Consider the following 25,439-nt stretch of genomic DNA (forward strand, 5'->3'; position numbering starts at 1 on the left):
TGGATCAATTTTTCAGTTTGATAGTATGGATAAATATGGATAGAAACCCAAAAATACTATATAATAATAAAGTGAAATTTAAAACGGTGAAAGTTTTACAGTTAATTAATATGGGATAAATGGGAGGATATAAAAATGCTAGATCAAATTACTTGGGGAACACCAGGCAGCTTATTATGCTTAGGTTTCTTTTTTGCAGGGTTAGGAATTTTCTTAAGAAGTATTACGTCATATACAAAAAACAAATAAAACATCAAAAAGGTATTTACTTGATAAAAATACTAAACAAAAGAATCCTTCCTTTTACAGAAGGATTCTTTTTTATACTTGTATCTTTTTAAAACTTTAAAGTAGTAGTTACCACATGTATACTACTACTATTTTCAATTCTACTTTTTTATACCTTTCCCTTTTTCGTTACTCTATCTTTATAAAGTTAAAATGACTTTGATAATACTTTTCCTTTTTTAAAGCAACAAATAAGCAATCGGCGTAATAATAAGTAATGTTAATATCGTTCTTTGTACGTAGAGAATAATAAGTTCCGATACTTTTAACGGAATATCTGTTGATAGTATACAAGGAATGGAAGCTGAGAAAAACAATATTGATGATACCGAAACAACCGCAATGACAAACTTTGTCACAAGTGGTGCACTAACTACTAATAATGATGGTAAGAACATTTCCGCAATACCAACGGATGCTGCTTTAGCAGCTAAGTCGGCTTCTGGTAATTGTAAAGCCCATGTAAAAGGATAAAAAATATAGCTGACCCAATCAAATATTGGTGTGAATTTCGCTAAGACGATACCAATTAATCCTACTGACATAATAGAAGGTAAAATTCCCATTGTCATAATAAACCCATCTTTTAAGTTCACTGCGATATTTTTTATAATACTCGGTGCAGATTTCGATACTTCTAGCGCATCTTCCCAAGCGCGTTCTAGCATTTTCTCCTTATAAACGGGCTCTGGGAACCCTTCTTCTGTTACATATGTATCTGGTTTTCTACTAAGGGGCGGGAGTCTTACGGTGATAGCAGTTACGATGAATGTTACAACAAGAGTAGTCCAAAAATAAACATTCCATAAATGCATAATGTCTAATGTTTTTGCGATGATGATCATAAATGTTGCGGATACTGTAGAAAAGCCTGTAGCGATAATGGCTGCTTCTTTTGTCGTATACTTTCCTTCTTTATACACGCGATTCGTAATTAATAAAGCGAGTGAATAACTCCCTACAAAGGATGCAACCGCATCAATTGCTGATCGTCCAGGTGTTTTCCATAACGGTCTCATAATGGGACGACAAAACGTACCGATAAATTCTAGTAATCCGTACCCGACTAACAACGCTAAAAAAGCCGAACCAATTGGCACGAGTAAACTTACCGATATTACTAGTTTTTCATACAAAAACGGCCCTACATCTTGTGCAAAGAACCAAGCTGGTCCTACTTTCAAGCAATGTAATACACCAAAGACAACACCAATTACTTTTAAAATAGAAAAACAAATGTCTACAATAGTTGCATTCCATTTTTTCGTATAAAATGGATAAATCGCACCCATTATCATAACGAGTAGAGCGTAATAAGGTACTACGCTCGGAACAGAAGTCCTGACCCATGATACGATATGATCAATCATAATGGACGAAGCACCATTTATCGTAACTGGTACGAAAAACATAAATACCCCAACTAGACTAGCGAGTATAAACCGAAGAATGATCCCCTTCTCACTCCCTGTCTTAATTACATTCCTTTTTAATTCAATTTCACTCAAAATTCGACACCTCCTATTATCTAAATATTCTGTATAATTATATTAGATTCCTTCTTTCAGTTTCTAATATTTCATCATATGAAAAAGCCTATTTTAAAATAGGCTTTTTCTACTACCTCTCATAATCATCCACAATCACTTGAATAACACGATACGATTCTTCTGCAACTGCCTTATCACTAGTCTTATTCGCATCATATGTAATTAACGCTTTCCAAAGTGCCCATCCTCTCGCTCTATTCCACGTTTCTTCATCTATTTGCAATACTTCTTTAAATACGTTTCTACTACTTTTATCAAAAAATGTCCATGCCATCGCTGCATCACAAGCTGGATCTCCTACTCCTAAAATACCAAAATCAATTACGGCGCAAAGCTTTCCGTCCTTAACGAGTAAATTTCCTGGTGCAACATCTCCATGAACCCAAACTGGTTTACGCTTCCACGTTGACTGAAGTGCTACATCCCAAAGGTGCTTTAATACAGTTTTATCAAAAACGTCCTTATTATTTTCGATAGCACCTCTCGCCTCTTCATCATATACAGATATAAGCCCACCTCGGTAAAAATTATGCGCTCCAGCTATTGGTCCATTACTCGCATCAATGGATTGTAATTCTACTAAAAATGCTCCTAAGTCCGCCGCAAATTCATTTAAGTCACGAACATTTTGTTTCGTAACTATTTCGCCCTCTATCCACTTATTAATAGACCAAGGCCATGGATACGCTTCAGATGGATTACCTTTCGCAAGTGGTGTAGAAATCGGTAAAGAAAGCCCCTTACTTAATAGAGGTAGCCACTTATTTTCTTTCTCTACTTGTGGTGCATATGCCGCATCACTTGGCAATCTTACACTCATCTCATCCCCTAGATGAAACGTTCTATTATCATGCCCACTAAACTTTACAGGTCTCACTTCTAAATGTGCCCATTCAGGAAACTGTTCCTCTATCAACCTTTTAGCTAAAGCAGTAGGAAATTGATTCATCCACTTACCCCCTTCTCTTTTGAAACTTACTATGTCCATCCGTACTACCGATATATTCAAAACCGTTTTTCTTATAAAAGTCATTCAATGTACGATTATGTCCAACACAATCTAACTTCAAATACTGTTTATCACTTTGCATATTCTCATCTACCCACTGTAAAATGTGTTCTCCTATTCCATTCCCCTTATGCTGCCTTTTCACTGCAAATCTATGAATATATAACGAATTAGAAACTTCCTCTTTACCAAAGATATGTTCATCCCAATCATTTTGTTTAGGAGATGCTGTAACCGTACCGACAATTTCATCTCCTTTCGTAACAACATACGTATATTTCTCTCTTATACCTTCTAGTATTTCAGCCGTAGCCTCTCCACCTAACAGATACTGCCATTGATTCACTTCTTTATGTTGTAGCCACTCTGCTACTTCTTTTAATAGAGTGATAATGCTATCGCTTTCCTCTTCAATAGCAGTTCGAATTGTATATTCTTTAACTGTATTTCTCTCCATATTTCTGTTCTCCTTTCAAATGCTTACTTCTCTCTTTATTAATTTTCGTTTTATACATTATATACCAAGATTAACCACTACACCTTCAAAGATATCTATTTTACAACTTGTATTCCATCAAAAAAACCGCCCACTACTAGTGAAACGGTTTTAATTCCTTAAGCATTCACTTCGACTTCACAAAATAATATAAAAACCACACCGCATGATTTTGTTCATCGGCAGCTATTCTGCGCAACAACTCTTTCATATGTGCATCTGATGTTTCATCTGAAATTCCCAAATAAAAATCCACTGTCTTCTGTTCATCTTGTATTGCGAATTCTAATCCTTGTAAGTACGTATTTGGGCATTCTTCCGTAATTTGTGGCTTCGGCTGCTGACCACTTAAATTTGTATAGATTTGTACAAAATGATGAAAATGCTTTATTTCATCGTTACGAATTTCAAGAATTTGATTTCGTTCCGCCGCATTTGGAGCCATGTTGGCTAATTTCGCATAGCAATTTATAGCACTAAACTCTCCATTAATTGCTTTCTCAATATCACGAATCAACTTATCATTTTGCCTATACCAATCATAATCATTCGAATTATACATCGTATCCCCTCCATTATTTCACATAACATTTTATGCAATTTGAAATAGCAGGAGCATGTATACAAAAAGGCACTGCAAATCCGAACTCTTCTATTCCCTTTAAAATATAGAAAAACCTATCCTTCTTGATTTCCCGATAAGTTAATAAAAAGCAAAAAACGCTTCACTCCTAGTGAAACGTTTTTTGCTTTTATGCGTTTAATTCCGTTTTTCGTCCCTTTACTACACTACGTTTGAAAGCAGTCGCTAAAATAATAACCATACTTACTACGCCAATCCAAACGAGCACAGTAAGTGGTGTACTCCAGCTTAACCCTTTTCCAAAGAAGAATATTTCTCTAAGTCCTTCAATCATAAATCGCATTGGCAACCATGCGTACACCCAGTCTTGATAAAATGGCGACAACATTTCAGGTGCTAACGATAATAACGGTGCCCCAAAGAAAAGTAAGAGTGCGAATACACCAATTCCTTTTAGTCCAACTAGTGAAAGTACTGCGGATATCATTAAAAAGAAGCTAAAGGAGGTAATTGATAAAAACAGTGCCGTATCCGTGAAATTCGAAATATTTAAACCTACCATACCATCCGCGATCCATGTGAGGCCAAATCCAATAACAAGTGCCGCGACAGCCCCTGTTATGATTTGTTTTAGTTTTAATACGAAGTTTTCTTTTCTTGTACCTACTGGCATTTTACTTATCGCAATAAAGATAATTGCTGCGCTCGCTAAACTTGCAATCCATAACGGTTGGAATAAAGACATTGGCGAGTTACCGTTCGCACTATTTTTGCCGATTTCATTTACGTTTGTCACTTTCTTTGCAATTGGTGTGACTACATTTGAAACTTGGTCTGTTGTTACTGTAGCTCCTTTTGCTTTCAATCCTTCTAATAGTTGCGCGCGAACAGTATTATTCATATTATCAACGATCGCATTTAACATTTGTCCTGCCATAGTTGATGCCGCTGTATTCATTCCTTGATTGATGAATATTTCTAATTCTGGTGAAGATGGCTGTGCTGTTCGTAATGATGCTTGTTTTGTGCTAAAGTCTTTCGGAATAACTAACGCTGCGTAATACTCTTGATTATTTAATCCTTTTTGCACAGCTTCCTTATCTTTCACTTCTACCCACTTCACCGCAGGTTCTTCCTCTGATTTTGATGTCTTTTTCATATTATCAACAATCGTTTGCCCCATATTCATCTTCGGTTGATTCGGAATTTCTACTTCTTGATCCTCATTTACAATTGCGATTGGCAAGTTTTTCGGCTGAGGTTGAACAGTTGGAAATAACGTTAATGAAAAAATAAAAACAACAAGTAGTGCAATAACTGGTGATAACAATAAAAGTTTATTTTTAAACATCTTCTTTTCTCCTCCTATCATTTGATTTATAATAACCAACAACGTGTTGTTTATTTATATTTGAATTATATGTTTGAGTTGATCCTTATACAATAATCAAAAATCGTGAATGTGTCGGTTATAAGACACATCTTTGAAATGTGTTGGCTAAAATGAAGGAGGGACATACTTTGCGTGATAGTAATTTAGATTTACGAGTTATTCGTACGAAAACTGCCATACGAAATGCATTGGTGGAACTAATTGAAGAAAAAGGCTTTGACGCCATTACAGTGAAAGATATTACAACGAAAGCAAACATTAATCGCGGCACTTTCTATGCGCACTATCAAGATAAATTTGATTTAATGACGAAATGCCAAGAAGAAATTATGTATGAGTTTTCTAGCATTGCCAAACAGAGATTGCCTGAAGTTATTGCTGATCTTGGGTCAAACCCTTCCCCAACAATGCCGTTTATACTTATTACTTCTATTCTTGAATTTCTAAATGAAAATAGTGATTTTATGAAAGCAGTATTAAGCCCAAAAGGAGATTTATCTTTCCAAACAAAACTAAAAGACTTTATGTGGAAAACAATATTTGAAGATACGAATGGTGCCCTCATTAATAAGGAGAATTTACTTGTCCCAAGTCAATACTTAGCTTCTTATATGGCATCTGCTCATATAGGTGTCATTCAGCAATGGTTAAATACCGGGCAAAAAGAAACACCTGAGGAAATTGCTCGTATTTTATCAACAATCGCAGTTCATGGACCTTTTTATGCGGCTGGCTTAAAGAAATAAGTTAGCTATATAATAAAAGATCATCTACTATAATAGCAGATGATCTTTTATTTCATTACAACACTTCAATATACCCTTCAGTCCCATGTACCCGAATTCGTTGCCCATCTTTTATTCGTTTCGTAGCATTCTCTACCCCGACGACTGCTGGTAATCCATATTCACGTGCAATCACTGCCCCGTGAGTCATAAGCCCGCCAACTTCGGTGACTAACCCTTTTATAGACACAAATAACGGTGTCCAGCCCGGGTCAGTAAAAGCAGTAACTAATATATCCCCCTCTTCTAAATTCGCATCTTCCATGTTTAAAATAACGCGAGCTCTTCCCTCAATCACTCCTGAAGAAACAGGCAGACCTACAATCGCATCAGCTGGGAGGTTTTCTCGTTTATATTTGCCTGTAATGATTTCTCCATCAGACGTCATGATACGAGGAGGCGTTAGTTTTCCATATAATTTGTAATCATTTTTTTGTTTTTGTATCCGCTCGTAATCTAGTTTATTCGTGCGAACAACTTCGTGAAGTTCTTCAAAGGTTAGATAGTATATATCATCGATTTCATGAATGACACCGCTCTGTACAAGTTGCTCAGCTTCTTTCAATAATGCCTGCTTATATATGAAATAACGATTAATCATGCCGTATTTTGGATATTCACGATAACCGATAAAATTACGGATATTACGAACCATCCGCTTCATCTCTTCTACTTTTTGCTTTCCATTTGGCAAGTGCTGCAATCGATTTACTAACTCTTCTTCTTTTTTCAAAGCTTCTTGCAGCCCTTCTTCAAACTTCCGTTTACTAGCACCCGCTTCAAAGTCTCTTATATTATTTAAAATCATCGGGATAATTGTAGTTGGCTTTTCACTCCAGCGCGTTTTCGTAATATCGATTTCTCCGCTGCATCTCATTCCGTATTTATTTAGAAAAGTTAGAATAGCATCTCGAGCTTTTTCTCCGCCTTTAAATTGAACTAATTCATCTAAAAAGTTATCATTTTCTACATGTTGTAAATACGTAATAACTTCTTGGTACGGTCGAATCACATCAGCAACGTCTAGTAATGCTAAACCCATTTCAGACGTAATATTATTTTGTACAGATTGAGAAAGCGTGTCTGCTGCATTCTTTTCGCCTAGCCAGTGCTCCATCTTTTCATTCATCCATGTTGAAGCATTCATACCAGCCATAATAACAGCTATACTTTGCGGGTTAAATAATACTTTTTTTAATTGCTGAATGTCTTCCAAAATAAAATCAAGTACATCCACCCCTGATTTCATTTGCATGTTTCGTTTTAACTCTTCGATTGATGCTTCACTATTCTGTATTAAATTCGTAACGATTGCCGGATCATTTTCGATTTCTGGTTGCGAATTTGCAGGTTGCTTACTTTTACTAACACTCTTTTCTTTTTCATCATCCGGCAACAATGTAATAAAATTATCTCGCTCGATTATAGTTGTTAATGCATCTCTTACGAGTGGATCTGATTTTCCTAAAGTGTTTATTAAATAATCTCTGCTAGCAGGTGAAGCTAATTGTTGCGTAGCATCCACAAACAGCCGTCCTCCTGCTTTACGCATAGGAGCATTAGTCGTTAACAGGAAAAAAGATAACCCAAGCGGTTTCATCGCATCGGTCATCATTTGTTGGTGGCCAACTGATATATACACATGATTTCCCCCATCATTTTCTTCAGGAATTGGATATAAAGTCGTAATGGGGCGACTTTGGACAATATAAAATGTATCATCCACTAAACACCATTCAATATCTTGCGGACAACCAAAATAAGCTTCAATCTGTCTTCCAATCTGTGCTAGTTGTAAAATTTGTTGTTCAGACAATGTTTGAATTTGTTGCTGAGCCGGATCAATCTGTTTCGTCTCCGTTCCGCCCTCTTTTAAAGCATAAATAGCCAATTTTTTAGTTGCTATCATCTTTCCGGTAATTTCGCCTTCTTTTACTTTATAATTATCGGCAGAGACCAGTCCTGATACTAATGCCTCACCAAGTCCAAAACTGGCATCAATTGATACTACCTTTCGGTTAGAAGTAACCGGATCAGCAGTAAATAAAATTCCCGAAGCCTCAGGGAAAATCATTTTTTGAACGACAACACATATAGAAACTTGATTATGTTCAAAATCATTTTGCATGCGGTACATTACTGCTCGCTCTGTAAATAAAGAAGCCCAGCACTTTCTTACATGCTGCAAAATCGCTTCTTTACCGATAATATTTAAATACGTATCTTGTTGACCAGCAAACGAGGCATACGGTAAATCTTCAGCCGTCGCACTAGAGCGCACGGCATACGCATGTTCATTTCCAAAACGTGAGAGATAATGAGCTACCGCTTCCACTACTTCAGAAGGGATTTTTACTGCCATAATGACTTCTCTAATCTTCTTACTCATTTCACCAATTTGGGCTCGCTCTTCCTTTTTCAACTTTGTTAGTTGCTGCAACAAAGTTTGAAGCTCCTCATTTTGCTCGATGGCCTTTTCATATCCTACCGTTGTAACACAAAATCCTTCTGGCACTTGTATCCCTTGAACGCTTGATAACTCCCCTAAATTCAATCCTTTTCCACCAACGAGTGCAAGCTGCGTGTTTTCTATTTCCTGAAAATCGAGAACGAAAGAACTCATTTACCATCTCTCCTTACTATGCATGTGTTCTTGATTGTAGCAGTAGTAAATACGAATAAACAGTCTATTTCGAACTTGATTTACATGATATAATTAAGTTAGGAAGAAATATCCCCCCTCTAATTCACTTCAACTACATCACCAAACTTAAACATCCTTTGATTATGAAAAGTATCGGTACAAGTGATCGTCTTATTTAATGGATTTATATCAGCTACTGTTATGTAATTTTTATATAGATAGCCATTTTTATAATATGTAAGTAAAACCTCTTCTTCACCTAAATATGAAATTAACAGCTTATTTTCAATCCTTTCTTTTGCATCTTGCGTTAAAATTGGACGCGGGATTTTCGTTTGCTCATGTATCATTTCTTTAATACAGGCGAACTGCTCTGGCATACTAGCAACGATAAAAAAGTAGGCATGCTAAATAAGCCTATTAAGTTTGTTTAAAAAATCGCTTTACTGCATTTATACAACGATATTATACAAAAGTTATGGCACCCTTCTGAATTACCATTAATTAGGGATAATATATGTTATTATATATTTGTAATTAATGAAATAATAAGAAAGAAGGGGTTGTTGTGGAAACAAAGATTATAGAAACAAAAAAGAAAATTGATTCAAAATCTCTTTTGGCTTTAGGATTATTAATTATTTCAGGAATTGTATATCAATGTATTGCACTTATAGTAGGTAATATACCTGAATTATTAGAAATGATTCTTGAAGCTTCATGGAATCTTGTATTATGTGGAATTATAGGATACTATTTTTTAGGGAAAATATCTTTAGAGCAATTCAAACATTTTAAATTTAAAACATTACTCTGGGGTTTACCTTTAACAATCATAGTGGGCATGGGTTCAGGCACACTATATAACTATATTTTTGAACCTCCAACTACAAATTCTGTTGCTCAAGTAATAAGCGTTTCGATGATTTTGACCCGTGTACCATTCATGTTAATGGGTGAAGAATTGCTATGTACTAACATAATCATCGCATTACAAAAATTAGGATTAAAATTTGGTACAGCATCAATAATATGTAGCGTTCTGTTTGCCTTGTGGCATATTCCTGCTTATGGTTTCGTGCCAATGCAATTATTGATAACTATAGTCCCTGTTAGGTTATTACTGAATTATATATGGAAAAATTCAAAGAGTGTTTGGGTAAGTTGGATTTGCCACCTTGCTTTCGACATTATTGGATTTTTACCAATGCTTTTTAAATAAAAAATTACATTGTACTTATAAGTAACAAACAATAACATAAAAACAAAAAGAACCTTAGGGTTCTTTTTTACTTAACAGAAAATATTACTTAGAATATAGATAAAATACCCATTCATTTCAGGGACAGATACATGAGAAATATATATATTTACACCTATAAAAGGATTCTTCAATGTTTGACACAAACTATATTGACTTCGAAAATTTTCAAATAGGCATTCAAAATATGAATTCGTATTTTGAATGCCTATTTAGTAGTGATCATTCTTATTTTTTAGGTTCTTTAAGTTTTAATATATTAGTCGGAAGTACGTGTTTTATAACTTGAAAACCCATGGTACTTACACTTTATATTATGAACTTCTTTTGTAACTTTGGGTTTTGCATAAAAATAGAAATAACACTTGAAGTAAATGAGCATTTCTTTGTAAATAGTACAAAAATACATCAGCTAAAAAGTTCTAATCAATTTCAATTACATCACCAAACTTAAAAATCTTCTTATTACAAAAAGCATCCGTGCAAGTAATCAATCCATTCAAGGGATTTATATCAACTACAGTTATGTAATTTTTATATAAGTATCCACCTCTATAATATGTAAGTAAAACCTCTTCTTCACCTAAATATGAAATTAACAGCTTATTTTCAATCCTTTCTTTTGCATCTTGCGTTAAAATTGGACGCGGGATTTTTGTTTGCTCCTGTATCATGTCTTTAATACAGATGAACTGCTCTGGCATACTAGCAAACGGTTGCCACTTTACCATTCCTCTTCCTTTTGGCATATTAGCATTCTTCACGATTTGTGCCCTCCTAATAATGTGTTTCTATATCTTGCTGTTGCGACGCTTGTGTAAGAAATCCCACGTAAAATACTGTTCTTACCAAATCGTGTTCGAATTTCGTCCATCACCTTCGTTAATCTCATTTCTTTTTCTCTCTGTATAATGTTATCGAAAAGCGAAATTTGCTCTTCTCCTTCATGTATTAAATTTGTTAAGGAAAGACTTATCGATCGAATCGGCTCTCCTGTATGCCGCTCGTATAAAAAATATGTGCAAACGTTGTAAATATCCATCGTTAAATTTGTTGCTCTATTTAACGTATGTGCTTTTTTTATTCCTCCCCCGTATTCCCTACTATATCCGACTGAAAAATGAATCGTTTGCGCGTATTTCTTTTCTCGTCTCAATCTGTAACAAACTTCTTCTGTATGCTCTAATAAAATAACGATGAACTCTTCTACCGAATAATCACGAAATAATATTTGGCTTTTCGCTATAGATGTTGTCGCTGGAACATATTTCTCTGCTATTCTGCTAAAATCAATCCCGTTACTATGCAAGTGTAATTCCTCTCCTATTACACCAAATGATTGCTTTAAATACTTCAACGGGTACTGCGCTAAATCTCCAATCGTATGTATACCTTTTCGATTTAATTTCATTTCTGTTTTATACGATATACCCCAAAATTTACTGAGTGGTCTAATACTCCATAACTTCTCGGGTATATCGTCATACGTCCACTGCGCTATTCCATCGTTATTCTTTTTCGCTTCCACATCCAGTGCTACTTTACTCAATAATAAATTGGGGCCAATACCAATCGTACTTTCAATCCGTGTACGTTCATATATTTCTCGCTTAAACTTTAATGCGAACTCGCACGGATTACTCGCAAACAAATGAATACTTGCGGTCATGTCCATAAAAAACTCATCAATACTATATTGATGGAAATCTTCCGGCGCAACATACTGTAAAGCTAAACCAGTTATGTAAGTTGAACACTTCATATATGTATGCATAATCGGATTCACAATAATAATATCTGACCGCTTCGGTATTTCGTACATTCTAGCCATCTTCTTTATTCCTAACGCTTTTAATGGCGGTGTTGCTGCTAATACGATTGATCCACTGCGGTTTACATCTCCTACGACAGCTAATTTTGTATATCGTGGATCAAGTCCTTTTTTAATACATGATACGCTTGCATAAAAGCTACGTAAATCTACACAAAGAATAATACGATTCGGTAAAAGAGAATAATCATACAAGGTTATCACTCCTAACAAAGAACGTTTGTTCTTATTATATACGAACTCATGTTCTTCTTAAAGGTGTTTTCATGAAAATTTTGGTTAAAATAACCGTGCATGAACATTTTTCAAGAAAAAATCAAGGAATTCACCTCTATATTTTTTCTATACTGAAAAATGTAAATAGATACAAGAAGAAACAACTAGATTCTTCTTGTATAGATACGGTATTTTAGAACCCGTTTTTTAGTATTCAAACTTAATCCTGTATTTAAAAGCAATATACTTATATAAGAAAGACTTATTTTGAAAAAGAGTACTATTTAGCAGTGCTTGTTTATAGAAAATAAATTATTATTGATTATTTTCTCAACGTTGTTTTCTAGTTTTATCATTCAAATTTAGACACATATTTATCTAACCTACATAAACTAAAAGCGTATAATTGCATACTTTATCGATTTTTTATAACAATATCTCGAACGGACTATCATGAATCATAAATTTATTAACCCGGATACACGAATCATCTTCAATAAAATCCTGAATATCCAAATAATATCGCGTGTGTTTCTTTTAAAATAAACATTGGATACATTAAAATCACAGCCTGTTTTTTGAATGCTAAAGAAAGATTGTTTATCCCGCATTAACGGGCAGTAAAAGCCCGATTGGTTCAACTAATAATCAGTGAGGGATGAACAAAACCCCCACTGATTAAAGTTTCACTTTATCTGTATCTCCTCAATCGAATCTCTAATTACATAATTTTGTACAAGAAAGGAATTGAATTTATGCAAAATTTTAATTTCCTTTGTGAACAATTTGCTACAATACTTAAAGGGAAAGGTAAAAGAAATCAAGGTGGTTGTTCAGTGTCTTTTCACCGCGATTTTAGGGTGCTTGTTCAAGGAAAACCGAGTACTTCTGTAGTGCCCGTGGGAGTAAGTTTTGAATCGTTGGATCCAAATGGTAATGCATTAAATTTAGGCGAAATCGCTGTTCTACAAGAAGAAATTCCTGCATTTATGAAATCAATTGTACAACAAGGAATCATTGTAAGTGCTTTACATAATCACTGGCTATACATGAATCCCTTAATTATGTATATTCATATCCAGTCGGTAGAGCCTCCATTACATTTTGCACAAAAGTTAGCCCATTCTTTTTTGTCCTTAAGTAGCTATCCTATCGCTAATAATGAGGGGCAATGATTGGTGTTTCAGATATATTTACACATTACATTTTCTACATGTGCGAACATCATAAAATTATTTCACTTTGTGCCCAAAAGAAAAAACTGCCTATCAAATTTTTAGATAGGCAGTTTTTGAATCTATTAAAATAAAGTACCCTACTATTTTATAAACTACTATTCCCTAAACAAAAATACAGATTTGCAATTCACTTTAGCTTTCTTACCTCATATATTCCTCTAAAGTTAATTTTTCCTTATATATTTTTTGCAATATCTCCTACACAGCGAATACGCATAACCAGTTATATTTCCCTTTTCCTTTGGATAACGAATGATAAACCCTGCACTCTGCATCTAGACGGTATACCCCTTGTCCACAGTAAGACTTTATTTCAAACCCAAAAAAAATAGATTACCTGCACACTAAAAAGTTTAGCGCACAGGCAATCTAGTTGTTTTTGAGATTAATAAAAACCTAATTTATCTTTTGAATTCTTCCATCAATAATAGACTGAATTGGTTCTTTTGATTTTTTTATATAATCTACTAATGCTTCAAAATCAGTTGGTCCTGTTTCAGCATCTTTACCGTTTTTAAAGGATACAAATCCATCTCCACCTGAAGCTAGAAATGCGTTCGCAACGACGCTGTAAGTTTTCGAAGGAATAATTTCTTCTCCATTTGTTAAGCGAATACTTGTTACTTTTTCTCCATTAGGCTTGTTCGCATCCCAAGTGTATTGGATCCCTGAAATTTGAAGCATTCTTGTTATGTCTTTTTGCCATTGTTGATTTAAAATATCACGAATGTCTTGGCCTGTTAAATTTACTTTTATTAATTGATTTCCGAATGGTTGAATACCATATATCTCTCCCCATGTAATATCACCAGCATCTAAGTCATTACGAATACCACCAGGATTCATAAGTGCAATTTGGGATTGCATTGTTGTACGCTGGGCATCAGCAACTAAATTTCCAAGAGTAGATTCACCAGCCGTATTTAGTTTGCGATCTAGTGGAGCAATAGACTTACCTACAACTTCATTAACAAGAGGTGCGATTTTTGCTTGATATTTCTCCATCTTCTTCTTGATTTTTTTATCAGGCTCCATGCCTTCATGGTAAGTTGTAACAATTTCTGCTTTTTTCTCAACAATATCTTGTGTCTTACGATCAATCTTTACATCAACATCAGCAAAAGCCATACCATAAGAGTTTGCTTGTACGACAAGTTTATTATTAACAGTTCCATTTACATAAGTGTGGCTATGCCCACCAAAAATAACATCGACTTCCGGATCAGTCTCATTTGCTAATCGGACGATATCACCATTTGTTACACCGTTCCCATCTGTTATACCTCCGTTATGTGCAAGAACAACGATAGATTTAACGCCTAGTTTTTTTAATTGCTTTACGGATTTGTTAATAGCTTCAACTTCATCTGTAATTTCTACATTCTTTAGCATAGTAGGCATAACAAGGTTAGGCACATCTGTTGTTACGACTCCGATAAATCCAACAGGAACTCCTTGTACCTTTTTTATAGTGAATGGTGGTAAAAATAGACGACCGGTGGATTTATTATAGAAATTTGCAGCAACATATGGGAATTTTGCTCCTTTAAAATTTCCTGTTTTCTCATGGAATCCACCATAAATAAGGCGATGCATTTCCTCAACACCTTCATCAAATTCATGATTTCCTATAGTTCCAACATCGAATTTCAAATCATTTAGAAATTCAATCGTAGGTTCGTCTTGTAATAATGCTGAAACAGGAGTACTTGCTCCAACAACATCGCCAGCATGTACTTTTAATGTATTCGGATTTTGTTTTTCACGATCACGTAAATAAGCCCCTAAGTACTCAATTCCCCCTGCATCTTTATTGTTAATTTTTTTTACAGTGTCTAGTTGCCCATGAAAATCGTTAATACCGAGCATTTGTACATCTATGTAGCGGTTTGGTTCTGTACTTGCTTGTGCTGAAGGCACAGCGAATACACTAGTAAAAGTAACTGTACTTAATGCTAAAGCAACTGGAATGATTTTTTTCAACATAAAATTTCTCTCCCCTAATTAAAATCTGACATAATACAATGTTATTTTAATATATTAAGAGGATTATTTCTATAAAAATTCTACTAATTATAAAAATTAATAAGATTTTATTATTTCCCAACAAAACACTCCTTCCTCAAAAATGTGAAGATGTAAAACGACAACTTTAAGAGGGAGATGATTATTTGTAGGCTGTAGCCTACACTTTTGGATTATGATATAAACAACTTAAGAAGCTTCACTACCCAAAATAAGAAAATGTGCATTTCTTTGTTTTGAGGATTATTCAAAATATTATCTTGATAGTAATATATCAATACATCTAAGAGGCCTAAAAAACTCTAATCAATAAATTTTAGCTGTTAAAAAGATTATTCAATTCGAAACTAATGAGTATTTATCAAGCTAACATCTCAATATCAAAATTAAAAAATTAAATAGAAATTTCGTAATGGAAGATTACAGTGGTGCACTACTCCGCATTTAAAAAGATGCTCCTGGATTTATCCAAGAGCATCTTTTTAAATGCGGAGACATCAAAACTTTAACTTAATAGGGATATAGCACTACCCCCATTAATAAATATTACTAACCATATACCTATCATATTTTTTATAAACAGGATTAATTAGATTTAAAAAAAGATTTCTTTTTCTTTACTCGTAATAAATCACCTGTCCATCCTTTGACTCGCATATATAAATACATACCACCTGTTGTAAAAATAATAAATAAGAGAGCGATTAAATAGCTATATTTCCATTCTAGCTCAGGCATATATTTAAAATTCATCCCCCACAATGCTCCTAAGGCTGTCAAAGGCGTACTTACAGCAGTTAATACAGTAAGAGCTTTCATAATTTCATTCCCACGATGAGAAGAAACAACTTCTTGTAAATGAATCATTGTGTCTAATTCTTCTTGGTACTCTTTAACGAGTTGTAATCCACGCTCTAATTTTACGTGTGTTTGTTTATAACAAAGGGTGTTTGTTAAGTTTTCTAACCAAGCTTCTTTCAGCCCTTGTAACACTTCTTGTATTAAGCGAAACACATGTGTGTTCATAAATAGTTCATGACGAATATGATAAATTCTTTCTAAAACTGCTATGTTATTATGATGATAAAAATCCCATAATACATTTCTGAAATTGTTTTCAAAGTAATCAACCTTTCGCAAGTAGTGAGATATAAACATTGATAAGATAGCACATAATCCTTCAGCGGAACTATTACAATTTTTTGTACCCATAGGGAAATTATGTATTAATTTTTGAAAATCCTCTTCCTCTTTTTCCTGAACTGTTATCAGTATTCCATGAGCTACGAAATAATGAAGAAATTTTTGAATTTTGGCGTCCTTTTTATCTTGATCATATAAAAACGAACCATATACACAAGTTTGACTTGGCGATAACGTATAAACATATAATCCATTTTCACAAGGAGAACTTATTTTCTTTATAAATTGAGAGAAATAAGATGTTACATCACGAGGGATTATAGAAGAAAGTTTTTCAAGCTCACTAGTTTTCACATGATACCAACTCCATTTCGTCATTTTTATGCATTCCATATTATTCTTCCTTTCTAAAGGGTTTTATGTTTGATCGAATCATATCCGTAATATGAAATTTGTATGTAGGTATTCATGTCTTGGAGGAAAAGTTTTTAGTCCATCTAAATTACAAAATAAATGGCATAGGAGGCCTTATTCTTTTAAAAGGAAGACCCCCTATATATTCGTTATTTTTATTCTCAATTTTAAACATTTCCTCTATATAAGCACTTTTTATCTTTTCTTATAAAGAATTTTTTATATGTGGAAAAGAAGCTACATAATTTGGCACGTCTATTCAACGAAATCCATTTCGGTCGTTATTATAATTTAGATTCATATACAGATTGATTGGTAATGTCGTCAAATACTTGACTTCCAATCAAATAGTATCCATGAAGTGCAGCCTCTTTCGAAGCGTCTACCATACGGAAAGAAGAAATTTCACCTTGTATTTTTTCAATTCGTTTTTTGTGGAGATCTACTATTCCTCCTGTCCAAATAATAGTATCGTACTGTTCTAACTTAAATTGTTCTTGTAATACACGCATAACGTCTTGGAAGTGTGCATCCAACTCTTTTTGAATCAAAGTATCCACCTGACTTGTCTGAGGATTTTCTTCTCGACCTCCATATCCTTTTTCTAATATGTTTGGCATGTCGTTAATATGCAATTGATTACTTTCACCCGCATGATTCTGCAGGATATTCTTAATATTTTTCAAAGGCTTGCTACATCCTAGCTCTGTCTCATAATGATTTAAAATGACATTCTGTTTCATATCTGTCATTTCTAATGTACGAAATCCACCATCAATAATTAAGATACGATCTCGTTCCTGAATGATTCCCTCTTTTAAGAAATAGGCATGTAAAGCGACCGGTTGCTGAAGAATCAAAGCATTTTCCACCGTAATATGAATAAATTTCCCATCAATTTGCACGGAAGTTTCTTTTTTTAGTGCACATTGTAATTGCTCATGCTGACTACCAAAACAAGTAACAGGAAGCCCGGTAACAACTAAAGGCAACACGACATTTTCTTTATAATCCTTTGCAATGCAACCAAATATTTGTTGTTTAAACCGTTCGCTTTCATAATAATTTTCTATTTCTTCGCCAAATGGAGGAAGGAATGAAGCGTCAGATTGATGTGCTTCATTTCCCATGTAGTATGCAAAGTCTAAGTCTATAAAACTTACCTTTGTTAAATCTTCACTTTCAGCATGATTAGGTACAGGGGCTAGTGTGGAAGCTTCACTCTTGATCGTCATCTCAGAATCTACATCCTGTCGATATGCCCGCTTGGTAAAGCCAATTCCTACATCAATTGCATACAGAGATTTCATACTTTTTTCCTCACTTTCTCTTTTTAGAATTAAATCTAAGCACTCTCTTCTTTCCCTTCTTTCACATATTTCTTTTCATTTTCCGTTTTTTCCCCGTCTAATTTCTTACTATTTTCATTTATTTCGTAATCCGTTTCATCTGTTTTCTTTTTGTTATTTTCGTTTTCTGTTAAGTCTTTAATGGTAGAAATGACAACTGGTGTGGCTGTAAGCAGTTGTGGTAATGTTTGTTTTGCAACATTAGCTGCAGTTACAGAAAATTGTTTACTTGTCTCAGTTACCTTCTCTAATGTTTCCTTTATGTTTCCTTCTTGTAGTTTGTCTTTTACGCTTTTTCCTTTTGTTTGTATAGCTTTCCGATTTTCTTTTTTTAACAAGGAGACTATGATTCCGGTCGTAATCCCAATCACAGTATATTTGAATATTGTATGTTTCATTTTTTCTCACCCTTCTCTACTTTATTTTCTTCAATGCTAGAACCTAAAATGTAGTCTATTTCAATTTTTTCTTAAAATAGGAAATTAGCATTATCTTACCTATTTATCAGATGTTACAATCTATTACAGAGAATGATAATTTTGCGGCTGCCTATCATTCGCCAGTGGTACTTCAGCTGTTACTAGGAGTAAAATCTTCCCTTGATCTAGTTTTTCTTCATATAAGTTAGCTTCGTCCTTCGACAACCCCATTTCCTCCATTTGATTTCGGAGTTCGTCCCCTTTTTTGGAGAAAAAGTTGATAATACTTGTACCCAATCCTTGTTCTTTTACTCCAATCGTATTTGTATTTGTATCATCCGCAATCTTTTTTGTTAGATGTTTTTCATGTGTTAAGACGTAAATGTCATCTTGGTGAATCCCTTGCAATTCTAGCTCTTTTACTTTCATAACTACTTCATGTTCATTATCATATTCATGAACCACCGGTTTTCTTTCACTCTTATGCATCGTATTTTTCCTCCCTTAGATTTTTTATTTTCTTATTTAGTTGTTATGTAATATGTAATACACCTATTTTAAAGATGTTAAACCTAAATTTTCAAAAAAATTAATACAATATGTTATTACTGTTTTTCAATATTAACGAGATGTCACGAGCACTTTGCTTTGATAACAATGTTACAAATAACGCTTTGTTTGGAAGGCAGGCCCCTTATTTTATAGAAAATTTCTATTTAGAAAAAGTTACAAAAGGAGTACAAGATACTTTTTTCGTTAATTAAATCAAAAGAAAAATAAAAAAACACTCCTTTTCAAAGAGTGCTAAAAAACATATAACCTAATAATGTTTCTAGTTTGATTACAGAAAGAAAGTCTTTATTAAAACATATAGTTGCTAATTTAATTGCGATCTTCCTTGCACCCAAGCAGCAATATCATTTATAACATACTCAGGAATATTAGCAGGACTATAATATTCATCCGGTTTACTTATTTCTCCATAACCTTCTGTAAAGAAATGATTTAACTTTGGATATAGTTGATAATCAACGTTATCTCGTTCTTTTAATTGTTCTTTCCAAAAAGGAATTTCGATTTTTGATTGAACTTGATAGTCTCTTTCTCCTTGAATAATAAAAAGCGATGTCTTTTGTTCTTTTGACATTTCTGCTGCTTTAATTTTTCGGATAGAATTCTTACTTCACAGAATTTTTTTGCTGTTTTCACTATATACTTACTATACAAATGAAAATATACAACGATACTAAATATACAAACTTTGCATAAAAAATGATTTTATAGCCTCGTTTTAATATCCATGCCCACTTTGCCAACCACCGTGTCCGCCTTGCCAACCACTATGTCCACCTTGCCAGCCACCATGTCCGCCTTGCCAACCACCATGTCCGCCTTGCCAGCCACCATGTCCGCCTTGCCAACCACCGTGTCCGCCTTGCCAGCCACCATGTCCGCCCGGCCAACCACCGTGTCCACCTTGCCAACCACCGTGTCCGCCTTGCCAACCACCATGTCCGCCTTGCCAACCACCATGTCCACCCGGCCAACCACCGTGTCCGCCTTGCCACCAGCCTGCATAGCCTTGTCTCTGTGAGTTCATTCCTTCGCATCCCTTCTTATTAAAAATTCAAATACTGTAACTGGGTATTCTCTAAATATAATTATGTATCTCAAAAATAAATGTATCCGCAAACATCTCGATTATCGGTAAAGTAATTATCTAATAAAAAAAACATTTATTATTGCAAATCTAAGCTCTATTTTTTTTACTTTTTTTAAAAATTTTTTACTATTTTATTAGCATACTTTTTAGATTCAATTTCATCATAGTTACTTAGTATTACAACAGACAAATCATTACTTGGGATCATTTTTCAACATTACATCATAATCCATAGCTGTGCTTTAGTTATACAAGAAAAAACGATACTTCACTATTGAAGTATCGCAAAAAACCATTTGCTTACATTATTATGACTATAACACTATCCGGTATTAGTTACTCACCTAAAATTGCAACGGGGCTAAACGATTCATAATGAATCAATTCCTTTGGTACTTCCCATTTATGCAAAATCTTAATAATAGCTTCCATAAAAGGAAGAGAACCGCATATATAAAAATTTGCTTCCTTGGTAGCAATATTTCTCTGTTTAAACAAACTGCAAGTAACCACTCATCCTTAGAATGAGTGGTTACTCGGTATTTTTATATAAAGATCCATAAAAATAATGTCAGCATAAGAACCATCTTTGAACCTAATTTGGTTTATTTTCCTATCTTCGGTTTACACCACCCACCGACTCTCTAAAAGAAAAACTACTTTTACTCTTTCCTTTTATCGCTTTCAAACAATATACATTTTAATTATCATCACTTTACAATAACTCTGTGTATTTATCAAGGGATGTTTTTCAAAATAAAATATATTCATAATTAATTCACAAAATACATTTTCTAATATATATAAGGAGGTCTAATTTTATCTAGAAATGTTGTGTTTTGCATAAAAGCTATGAAGATATAAATAAAGTGAAACTTTAATCAGTGGGGGTTTTCTTCATCCCCCACTGATTATTAGTTGAACCAATCGGACTTTTAGGGGCAGCCCGACCCCCACCTAACTTCTTTGCTTTCGCTGAATTTTGAGGTGGGGGTCTTACTGCCCATTAAAGCGGGATAAAAAATAATACGATTTGCACGAAAAAATAACCATACAATGTTATCCCTCCTTTAAACACCTATTTAAGAAAAACTTAAGAAATTCACTTCTAAATTCATAAGAATTTTTTCCTATACTTAAAAATAAGTAATTTAACAAGAGGAGAAACGATCATGAAGAAATTTATAATTTGCATAATAGGAATAGGTCTTCCTATATACTTACTACCTTTCATATTACACGGGGATTTAGACAGATTTAATCCGATTGCTGAAGAAAAAAATGTATACGCCGTTGCGCAGGGGGATGGTGTTCCAGATTATCATTATAAAGGCCAGGCTATTTACTCACTAAAAAGTGTTGATGAATTAAGCAATGAGAAAGAATATAAAATAGGAACGAACACCCCTAATGATTTTATAAGAAAGACTTACTTAAAAATTCATGTAAAAGGAAAGTATGTGTATTCTTACGACGTTATTTCCGAAAAGGATATTCCGGAGAAAATCAGGAAGCAATTAGAGGTAGAAGTTAAATAAAAGAGCCTACTCTTATGAGCTGGCTCTTGATTACCTCTCCAACCTACCATTAGGATATTTTTGGGAAGGAGAATTCTTTTGATCAATTTATTAAATTCATTATCATTGTTTTAACAACCATTCTTCAATTACTTTCACTGTTTCATCTCGTTGGGCTTTTGGCGTAATTAAGCTCGCATTATCACCTTTTTGCTCACCATACATGCCAAAATGAGCATGGTTTCCGCCTTTTATCATGTGCATAGTTGTATTCTTTGACATGAACTTTTTATTGTTCTCTATTTTTTCTACAGTTGCTAAAGCATCTACTTCCCCATAAATTGATAACATCGGAATCGATTTCGTAGAGAAGTCATCTGCAGGATAAGAACCTAAGAAAATGATCCCGTCTACCTTGTCTTCATGTTGGAAGGCATACTTAGAAATCATAGCTCCGCCCATTGAATGCCCTGCAACATACCATTTTTGAACTTTAGGATACTGTTCCATTACACTGTCTACCGCATTGATTCCAAGTATCGCTAAATTTAGTGGTAACTTAGGCATTACTACAAAGTTCCCATCTTTTGCAAGAGCTTCTCCTAAGTAACTATAAGCCTCAGCTTCTACTTTAGCTCCTTGATAAAAAATAACCCCTACTTTGGCATCTTTCTCTCCAAAAACGATATGATCTTCATCTTTTTTATCATCCACTAACGACATAGCCTCTTTCGTTGGTTTGTATGTAAACTGAGACCAAGTTAAAAAAGTAATACTTCCTATAAGTAAAATACCTAGTAAAGAGTACAGCGTAATTTTTATCCATTTCTTCACAAAGGTGACCTCCCTAAGATGTATATATTCTATATTTCAGATTAACATTCATACACATAAAAACTCGAGCATTTTTATTATGCTCAAGTTTTTATTTACGCCTTTAATTTATACTATAAATGGTCCAAGATAAATATGTAGCAAATGCAGTCCATAAAAAATATGGAATTAGCAACCATGTCGATACTTTAGATAATTTGGAAGAAACCGCTATGAGAAGCAACGTAGTAATAGCGACTAGTAAACAATCTACTGTTGCTAAAAATAAATTTTTTTGACTGAATTGAAAGTAGCTGAACGCTTGATTGCACATATAATTTAAAAGGAATACGAACCAAAATGTTTTTGGCTTACATCCATATTTGTTGTAAATAATTGCAACTGATAATGCAATAAGTCCATATAATACAGCCCAAACTATTCCGATTGTCATACCAGAAGGTGTCCAAGACGGCTTTTCTAGCGCATCGTACCACATACGATCAATAGGAAATAAGATACTAGAAACATAAAACAAACCATATGTTAGTAAAAATACTAGAATACTAGATTTTTTCATAAACATTCTCCTTTTTACTCGAAGGTTATAAAAACTTTATATGATTAGTATGTCCTTGTAATGGATGAAATTCTAATATTCAAGTTCCAAATACATATTGTTTAACCTATTTCATACGAATTCTTTCATACTTTTATATGCACAAAGTGCTCTCTCCCGCGCTGCCTTATGATCAACAACTGGCAAAGGGTATGTATCTCCTAGCTTTATATTAGCCTTTTGTAAAATATGCTCAGGTGCTTCCCAAGGTTTATGTATATATTTGTTTGGGATATCTCTTAATTCTGGCACCCATCTTCTTATATATTCTCCATCTTTATCAAACTTTTCTCCTTGTGTAATTGGGTTAAAAATACGAAAGTACGGTGATGCATCCGCTCCACTTCCAGCAACCCATTGCCATCCCATTGTATTATTTGCAATATCAGCATCTAGTAGTGTATCCATAAACCATTTTGCTCCTTCTTGCCACGGAATTAACAAATGCTTTACAAGAAAAGATGCTACAGCCATTCTTGCGCGATTATGCATAAAACCTGTTTGCCATAATTCCCTCATCCCCGCATCAATAAACGGATAACCAGTTTCACCTTTCTGCCATACTCTTAATAATTCCTCTTCATTATTCCATGGAAAATGTTCAAAGCTCTTATTAAGAGGTTTATATACTGTAAATGGATAATGATATAGTAAATAATAAGAAAACTCTCGCCAAATTAATTGACGTATAAAGCTATTAACTTGTTTTTCAAAGAGACTAGATTGTCTTTCAGTACTTTTATTTATTAAGTAATGAAACATTAGCTTTACTGATATTTGACCAAATGAAAGATACGGTGCCAACATCGAATGGACATTTTGATTTGGAAAATCTCTTCCTTCACTATAAAAGGCTAATTTGCTAGAGAAAAATTTCTTAAATGTTTTATATGCCCCTTCCTCTGTCGGATCCCATATTGATTCAATATGAGATGTCCACGGTATGGTTGGCAGCAAGTGTAATTCTGAAACAGATAAGCTTGCTGGTAAAGAGCTTCCCCACTTTATACTCTGCACTTTGCTAGTAGGTTTAGGTATTACCTGCTTTTGAAATGCATTGTAAAAAGGCGTAAACACCTTATATTCAGCGTTATCTTTCTTTTTAATAATCCACGGTTCTAATAATAAATGTGAATTAAATTCCTTACAAATAATACCTTTATCTTCTAACATCATTTTCATTTTTTGATTAGATTGTAATCTGTCCGGATCATAACAAATATTCCAATATACAGCCGTTATACCTAACTGTTCTATGAGAGAAAGTATTTCTTCCTGTGTATTTCCTTTGCGAATTATTAAAGTAGAGCCCAATGCCTCAAGTTGCTTTTGAACATCAATTATAGCATGATGTAACCACCACTTTGACGCACTTCCTATTGAAAAAGTTTCATCTTGTACATATACCGGAACAACCTCACCAGACTGAACAGCCTCAAATAAAGCTGGATTATCATATAAACGAAAATCTTTTTGAAACATAACGATAATTTTATTTTGCATGGCTATCCCTTCTAATTCTTAAAACATATTAAATTTTATTATATAACAGTAGTTTATACATAAGAATTTATTTGTCTTTAATAGATTAATTAACTTTTTCAACTATTTTATTAGTAGGAATTTTAACAACCGTTTCTTTTTCACCTGTTCTATCAATCTTGAAACCATGAATTTTAATATCAGAAGGCACTAATGGATGATTACGAATCATATCTATACTCTTTTCAATATTTTCACTAACATTTTCTTGTCCACTTAGCCATGCATTCAGGCTACCACTTGAAAATTCAGGCATGCAATTTTTAAAAAGATAGTCTAATTCTATATTATCTTTTATGAAATCATTTTGAGTTTGTAGATTAACGGAAGAAGTTTCTTTATCCTCTATTCCGACAACAAAAATTTCTTCTACATTTTCTTCATAAATAGCAATAATAATAGATCTCATTATATCCCCATAAGGATGTACAATTACAGAATCATAGCTGTGTATAGTCAACATGTTTTCTTGTTGAATGTTAGTTACTTGTTGGATAATAGGCTCTATTCCGTGTTCAACGTCTGTTAATAATAATAATACTTTTTTATTCTTTGAATTCATATGGAGCACTCCTTCTTCATTATTGTATTTATGAAACTTTTAAACTAGTAACGATAGTTCATTATTCATTACATGATTG

24 protein-coding genes and 2 pseudogenes are annotated in these 25,439 nt (G+C 33.8%); 5 read left to right on the top strand and 21 right to left on the bottom strand.

What is annotated here, in order from left to right; translation table 11 throughout:
* Positions 1–467: 467 nt before the first annotated feature.
* The 5 genes from ABH961_RS20755 to ABH961_RS20775 form a co-directional block, all read right to left on the bottom strand.
* The gene (locus tag ABH961_RS20755) at positions 468–1,796 is read right to left on the bottom strand and encodes a YjiH family protein (protein WP_098079373.1); all 1,329 of its coding nucleotides are present in this window, start codon (positions 1,794–1,796) and stop codon (positions 468–470) included.
* 112 nt (positions 1,797–1,908) lie between these two features.
* A complete protein-coding gene (locus tag ABH961_RS20760; protein ID WP_098079376.1) occupies positions 1,909–2,787 on the bottom strand; it encodes an aminoglycoside phosphotransferase family protein in 879 nt (292 codons plus the stop codon).
* A gap of 4 nt (positions 2,788–2,791) precedes the next feature.
* Positions 2,792–3,304, bottom strand: coding sequence for a GNAT family N-acetyltransferase (locus ABH961_RS20765; protein WP_098079378.1), 513 nt, complete (start codon positions 3,302–3,304; stop codon positions 2,792–2,794).
* A gap of 166 nt (positions 3,305–3,470) precedes the next feature.
* Positions 3,471–3,905, bottom strand: a complete 435-nt coding sequence (locus tag ABH961_RS20770; RefSeq protein WP_098079381.1) for a ferritin-like domain-containing protein — start codon at positions 3,903–3,905, stop codon at positions 3,471–3,473.
* Between the two features lie 190 nt (positions 3,906–4,095).
* Complete coding sequence (locus ABH961_RS20775) at positions 4,096–5,316, bottom strand: YhgE/Pip domain-containing protein (protein WP_098079397.1); 1,221 nt, start codon at positions 5,314–5,316, stop codon at positions 4,096–4,098.
* A gap of 131 nt (positions 5,317–5,447) precedes the next feature.
* On the opposite strand from ABH961_RS20775, the gene ABH961_RS20780 reads away from it, so the two are divergent.
* Positions 5,448–6,065, top strand: coding sequence for a TetR/AcrR family transcriptional regulator (locus ABH961_RS20780; protein ID WP_141497583.1), 618 nt, complete (start codon positions 5,448–5,450; stop codon positions 6,063–6,065).
* A 55-nt stretch (positions 6,066–6,120) separates the two neighbouring features.
* Here ABH961_RS20780 and ppsA read toward each other — a convergent pair whose 3' ends face one another.
* Together ppsA and ABH961_RS20790 are read right to left on the bottom strand one after the other, a co-directional pair.
* Positions 6,121–8,727 (bottom strand): phosphoenolpyruvate synthase, encoded by a 2,607-nt coding sequence (gene ppsA, locus ABH961_RS20785; RefSeq protein ID WP_098079386.1) that lies wholly within the window; start codon positions 8,725–8,727, stop codon positions 6,121–6,123.
* A gap of 119 nt (positions 8,728–8,846) precedes the next feature.
* The gene (locus ABH961_RS20790) at positions 8,847–9,128 is read right to left on the bottom strand and encodes a YolD-like family protein (RefSeq protein WP_048547829.1); all 282 of its coding nucleotides are present in this window, start codon (positions 9,126–9,128) and stop codon (positions 8,847–8,849) included.
* A gap of 188 nt (positions 9,129–9,316) precedes the next feature.
* On the opposite strand from ABH961_RS20790, the gene ABH961_RS20795 reads away from it, so the two are divergent.
* Positions 9,317–9,970: a CPBP family intramembrane glutamic endopeptidase gene (locus ABH961_RS20795; protein WP_000448284.1), complete on the top strand. Its 654-nt coding sequence runs from the start codon at positions 9,317–9,319 to the stop codon at positions 9,968–9,970.
* A 461-nt stretch (positions 9,971–10,431) separates the two neighbouring features.
* Here ABH961_RS20795 and ABH961_RS20800 read toward each other — a convergent pair whose 3' ends face one another.
* Complete coding sequence (locus ABH961_RS20800; protein ID WP_048547830.1) at positions 10,432–10,773, bottom strand: YolD-like family protein; 342 nt, start codon at positions 10,771–10,773, stop codon at positions 10,432–10,434.
* Positions 10,770–12,035 carry a Y-family DNA polymerase gene (locus ABH961_RS20805; RefSeq protein ID WP_098079389.1) on the bottom strand — a complete coding sequence of 422 codons (1,266 nt, stop codon included), beginning with the start codon at positions 12,033–12,035 and terminating at the stop codon, positions 10,770–10,772. Before ABH961_RS20805 ends, ABH961_RS20800 begins: the two co-directional genes overlap by 4 nt.
* 776 nt (positions 12,036–12,811) lie before the next feature.
* Between ABH961_RS20805 and ABH961_RS20810 the strand changes: the two genes are divergently transcribed.
* Positions 12,812–13,231 carry a DUF1259 domain-containing protein gene (locus tag ABH961_RS20810; RefSeq protein WP_048547833.1) on the top strand — a complete coding sequence of 140 codons (420 nt, stop codon included), beginning with the start codon at positions 12,812–12,814 and terminating at the stop codon, positions 13,229–13,231.
* A 204-nt stretch (positions 13,232–13,435) separates the two neighbouring features.
* Here the strand turns inward: ABH961_RS20810 and ABH961_RS20815 are convergent.
* The 6 genes and pseudogenes from ABH961_RS20815 to ABH961_RS20840 form a co-directional block, all read right to left on the bottom strand.
* Positions 13,436–13,560: pseudogene (locus tag ABH961_RS20815) on the bottom strand (M15 family metallopeptidase); the annotation flags it as partial.
* A gap of 130 nt (positions 13,561–13,690) precedes the next feature.
* Entirely contained in the window at positions 13,691–15,280 is a 1,590-nt protein-coding gene (locus ABH961_RS20820; RefSeq protein ID WP_098069194.1) for a bifunctional metallophosphatase/5'-nucleotidase, read from the bottom strand.
* A gap of 624 nt (positions 15,281–15,904) precedes the next feature.
* Complete coding sequence (locus ABH961_RS20825; RefSeq protein WP_048547847.1) at positions 15,905–16,855, bottom strand: magnesium transporter CorA family protein; 951 nt, start codon at positions 16,853–16,855, stop codon at positions 15,905–15,907.
* A gap of 305 nt (positions 16,856–17,160) precedes the next feature.
* On the bottom strand, positions 17,161–18,186 hold the full coding sequence (locus tag ABH961_RS20830) for a ParM/StbA family protein (protein WP_098048403.1): 1,026 nt from the start codon (positions 18,184–18,186) through the stop codon (positions 17,161–17,163).
* Between the two features lie 35 nt (positions 18,187–18,221).
* Positions 18,222–18,623, bottom strand: a complete 402-nt coding sequence (locus ABH961_RS20835; protein ID WP_404519909.1) for a peptidase U61 — start codon at positions 18,621–18,623, stop codon at positions 18,222–18,224.
* A gap of 123 nt (positions 18,624–18,746) precedes the next feature.
* Positions 18,747–19,133 carry a YflT domain-containing protein gene (locus tag ABH961_RS20840; protein ID WP_098048402.1) on the bottom strand — a complete coding sequence of 129 codons (387 nt, stop codon included), beginning with the start codon at positions 19,131–19,133 and terminating at the stop codon, positions 18,747–18,749.
* Between the two features lie 119 nt (positions 19,134–19,252).
* On the opposite strand from ABH961_RS20840, the gene ABH961_RS20845 reads away from it, so the two are divergent.
* A complete protein-coding gene (locus tag ABH961_RS20845) occupies positions 19,253–19,408 on the top strand; it encodes an acyl dehydratase (protein ID WP_255258497.1) in 156 nt (51 codons plus the stop codon).
* A gap of 113 nt (positions 19,409–19,521) precedes the next feature.
* On the opposite strand, the pseudogene ABH961_RS20850 reads toward ABH961_RS20845, so the two are convergent.
* Positions 19,522–19,821 (bottom strand): annotated as a pseudogene (locus ABH961_RS20850) (alpha/beta hydrolase); the annotation flags it as partial.
* 114 nt (positions 19,822–19,935) lie between these two features.
* On the bottom strand, positions 19,936–20,244 hold the full coding sequence (locus tag ABH961_RS20855) for a hypothetical protein (protein WP_098079394.1): 309 nt from the start codon (positions 20,242–20,244) through the stop codon (positions 19,936–19,938).
* Positions 20,245–21,479: 1,235 nt separating this feature from the next.
* Here ABH961_RS20855 and ABH961_RS20860 point away from each other — a divergent pair.
* Positions 21,480–21,845 carry a YxeA family protein gene (locus ABH961_RS20860; protein WP_098080426.1) on the top strand — a complete coding sequence of 122 codons (366 nt, stop codon included), beginning with the start codon at positions 21,480–21,482 and terminating at the stop codon, positions 21,843–21,845.
* 102 nt (positions 21,846–21,947) lie between these two features.
* Here the strand turns inward: ABH961_RS20860 and ABH961_RS20865 are convergent, their stop codons facing one another.
* The 4 genes from ABH961_RS20865 to ABH961_RS20880 form a co-directional block, all read right to left on the bottom strand.
* Positions 21,948–22,658 carry an alpha/beta hydrolase gene (locus ABH961_RS20865; RefSeq protein ID WP_098080428.1) on the bottom strand — a complete coding sequence of 237 codons (711 nt, stop codon included), beginning with the start codon at positions 22,656–22,658 and terminating at the stop codon, positions 21,948–21,950.
* A gap of 103 nt (positions 22,659–22,761) precedes the next feature.
* Entirely contained in the window at positions 22,762–23,217 is a 456-nt protein-coding gene (locus ABH961_RS20870) for a TspO/MBR family protein (RefSeq protein ID WP_098048397.1), read from the bottom strand.
* A 111-nt stretch (positions 23,218–23,328) separates the two neighbouring features.
* Positions 23,329–24,759, bottom strand: coding sequence for a cryptochrome/photolyase family protein (locus ABH961_RS20875; RefSeq protein ID WP_404519911.1), 1,431 nt, complete (start codon positions 24,757–24,759; stop codon positions 23,329–23,331).
* Positions 24,760–24,844: 85 nt separating this feature from the next.
* Entirely contained in the window at positions 24,845–25,360 is a 516-nt protein-coding gene (locus ABH961_RS20880; protein WP_098080432.1) for a carbonic anhydrase, read from the bottom strand.
* Positions 25,361–25,439 lie beyond the last annotated feature (79 nt).

This window comes from Bacillus sp. RC251 (genome assembly GCF_044908765.1).
Taxonomy (GTDB): Bacteria; Bacillota; Bacilli; order Bacillales; family Bacillaceae_G; genus Bacillus_A; species Bacillus_A wiedmannii.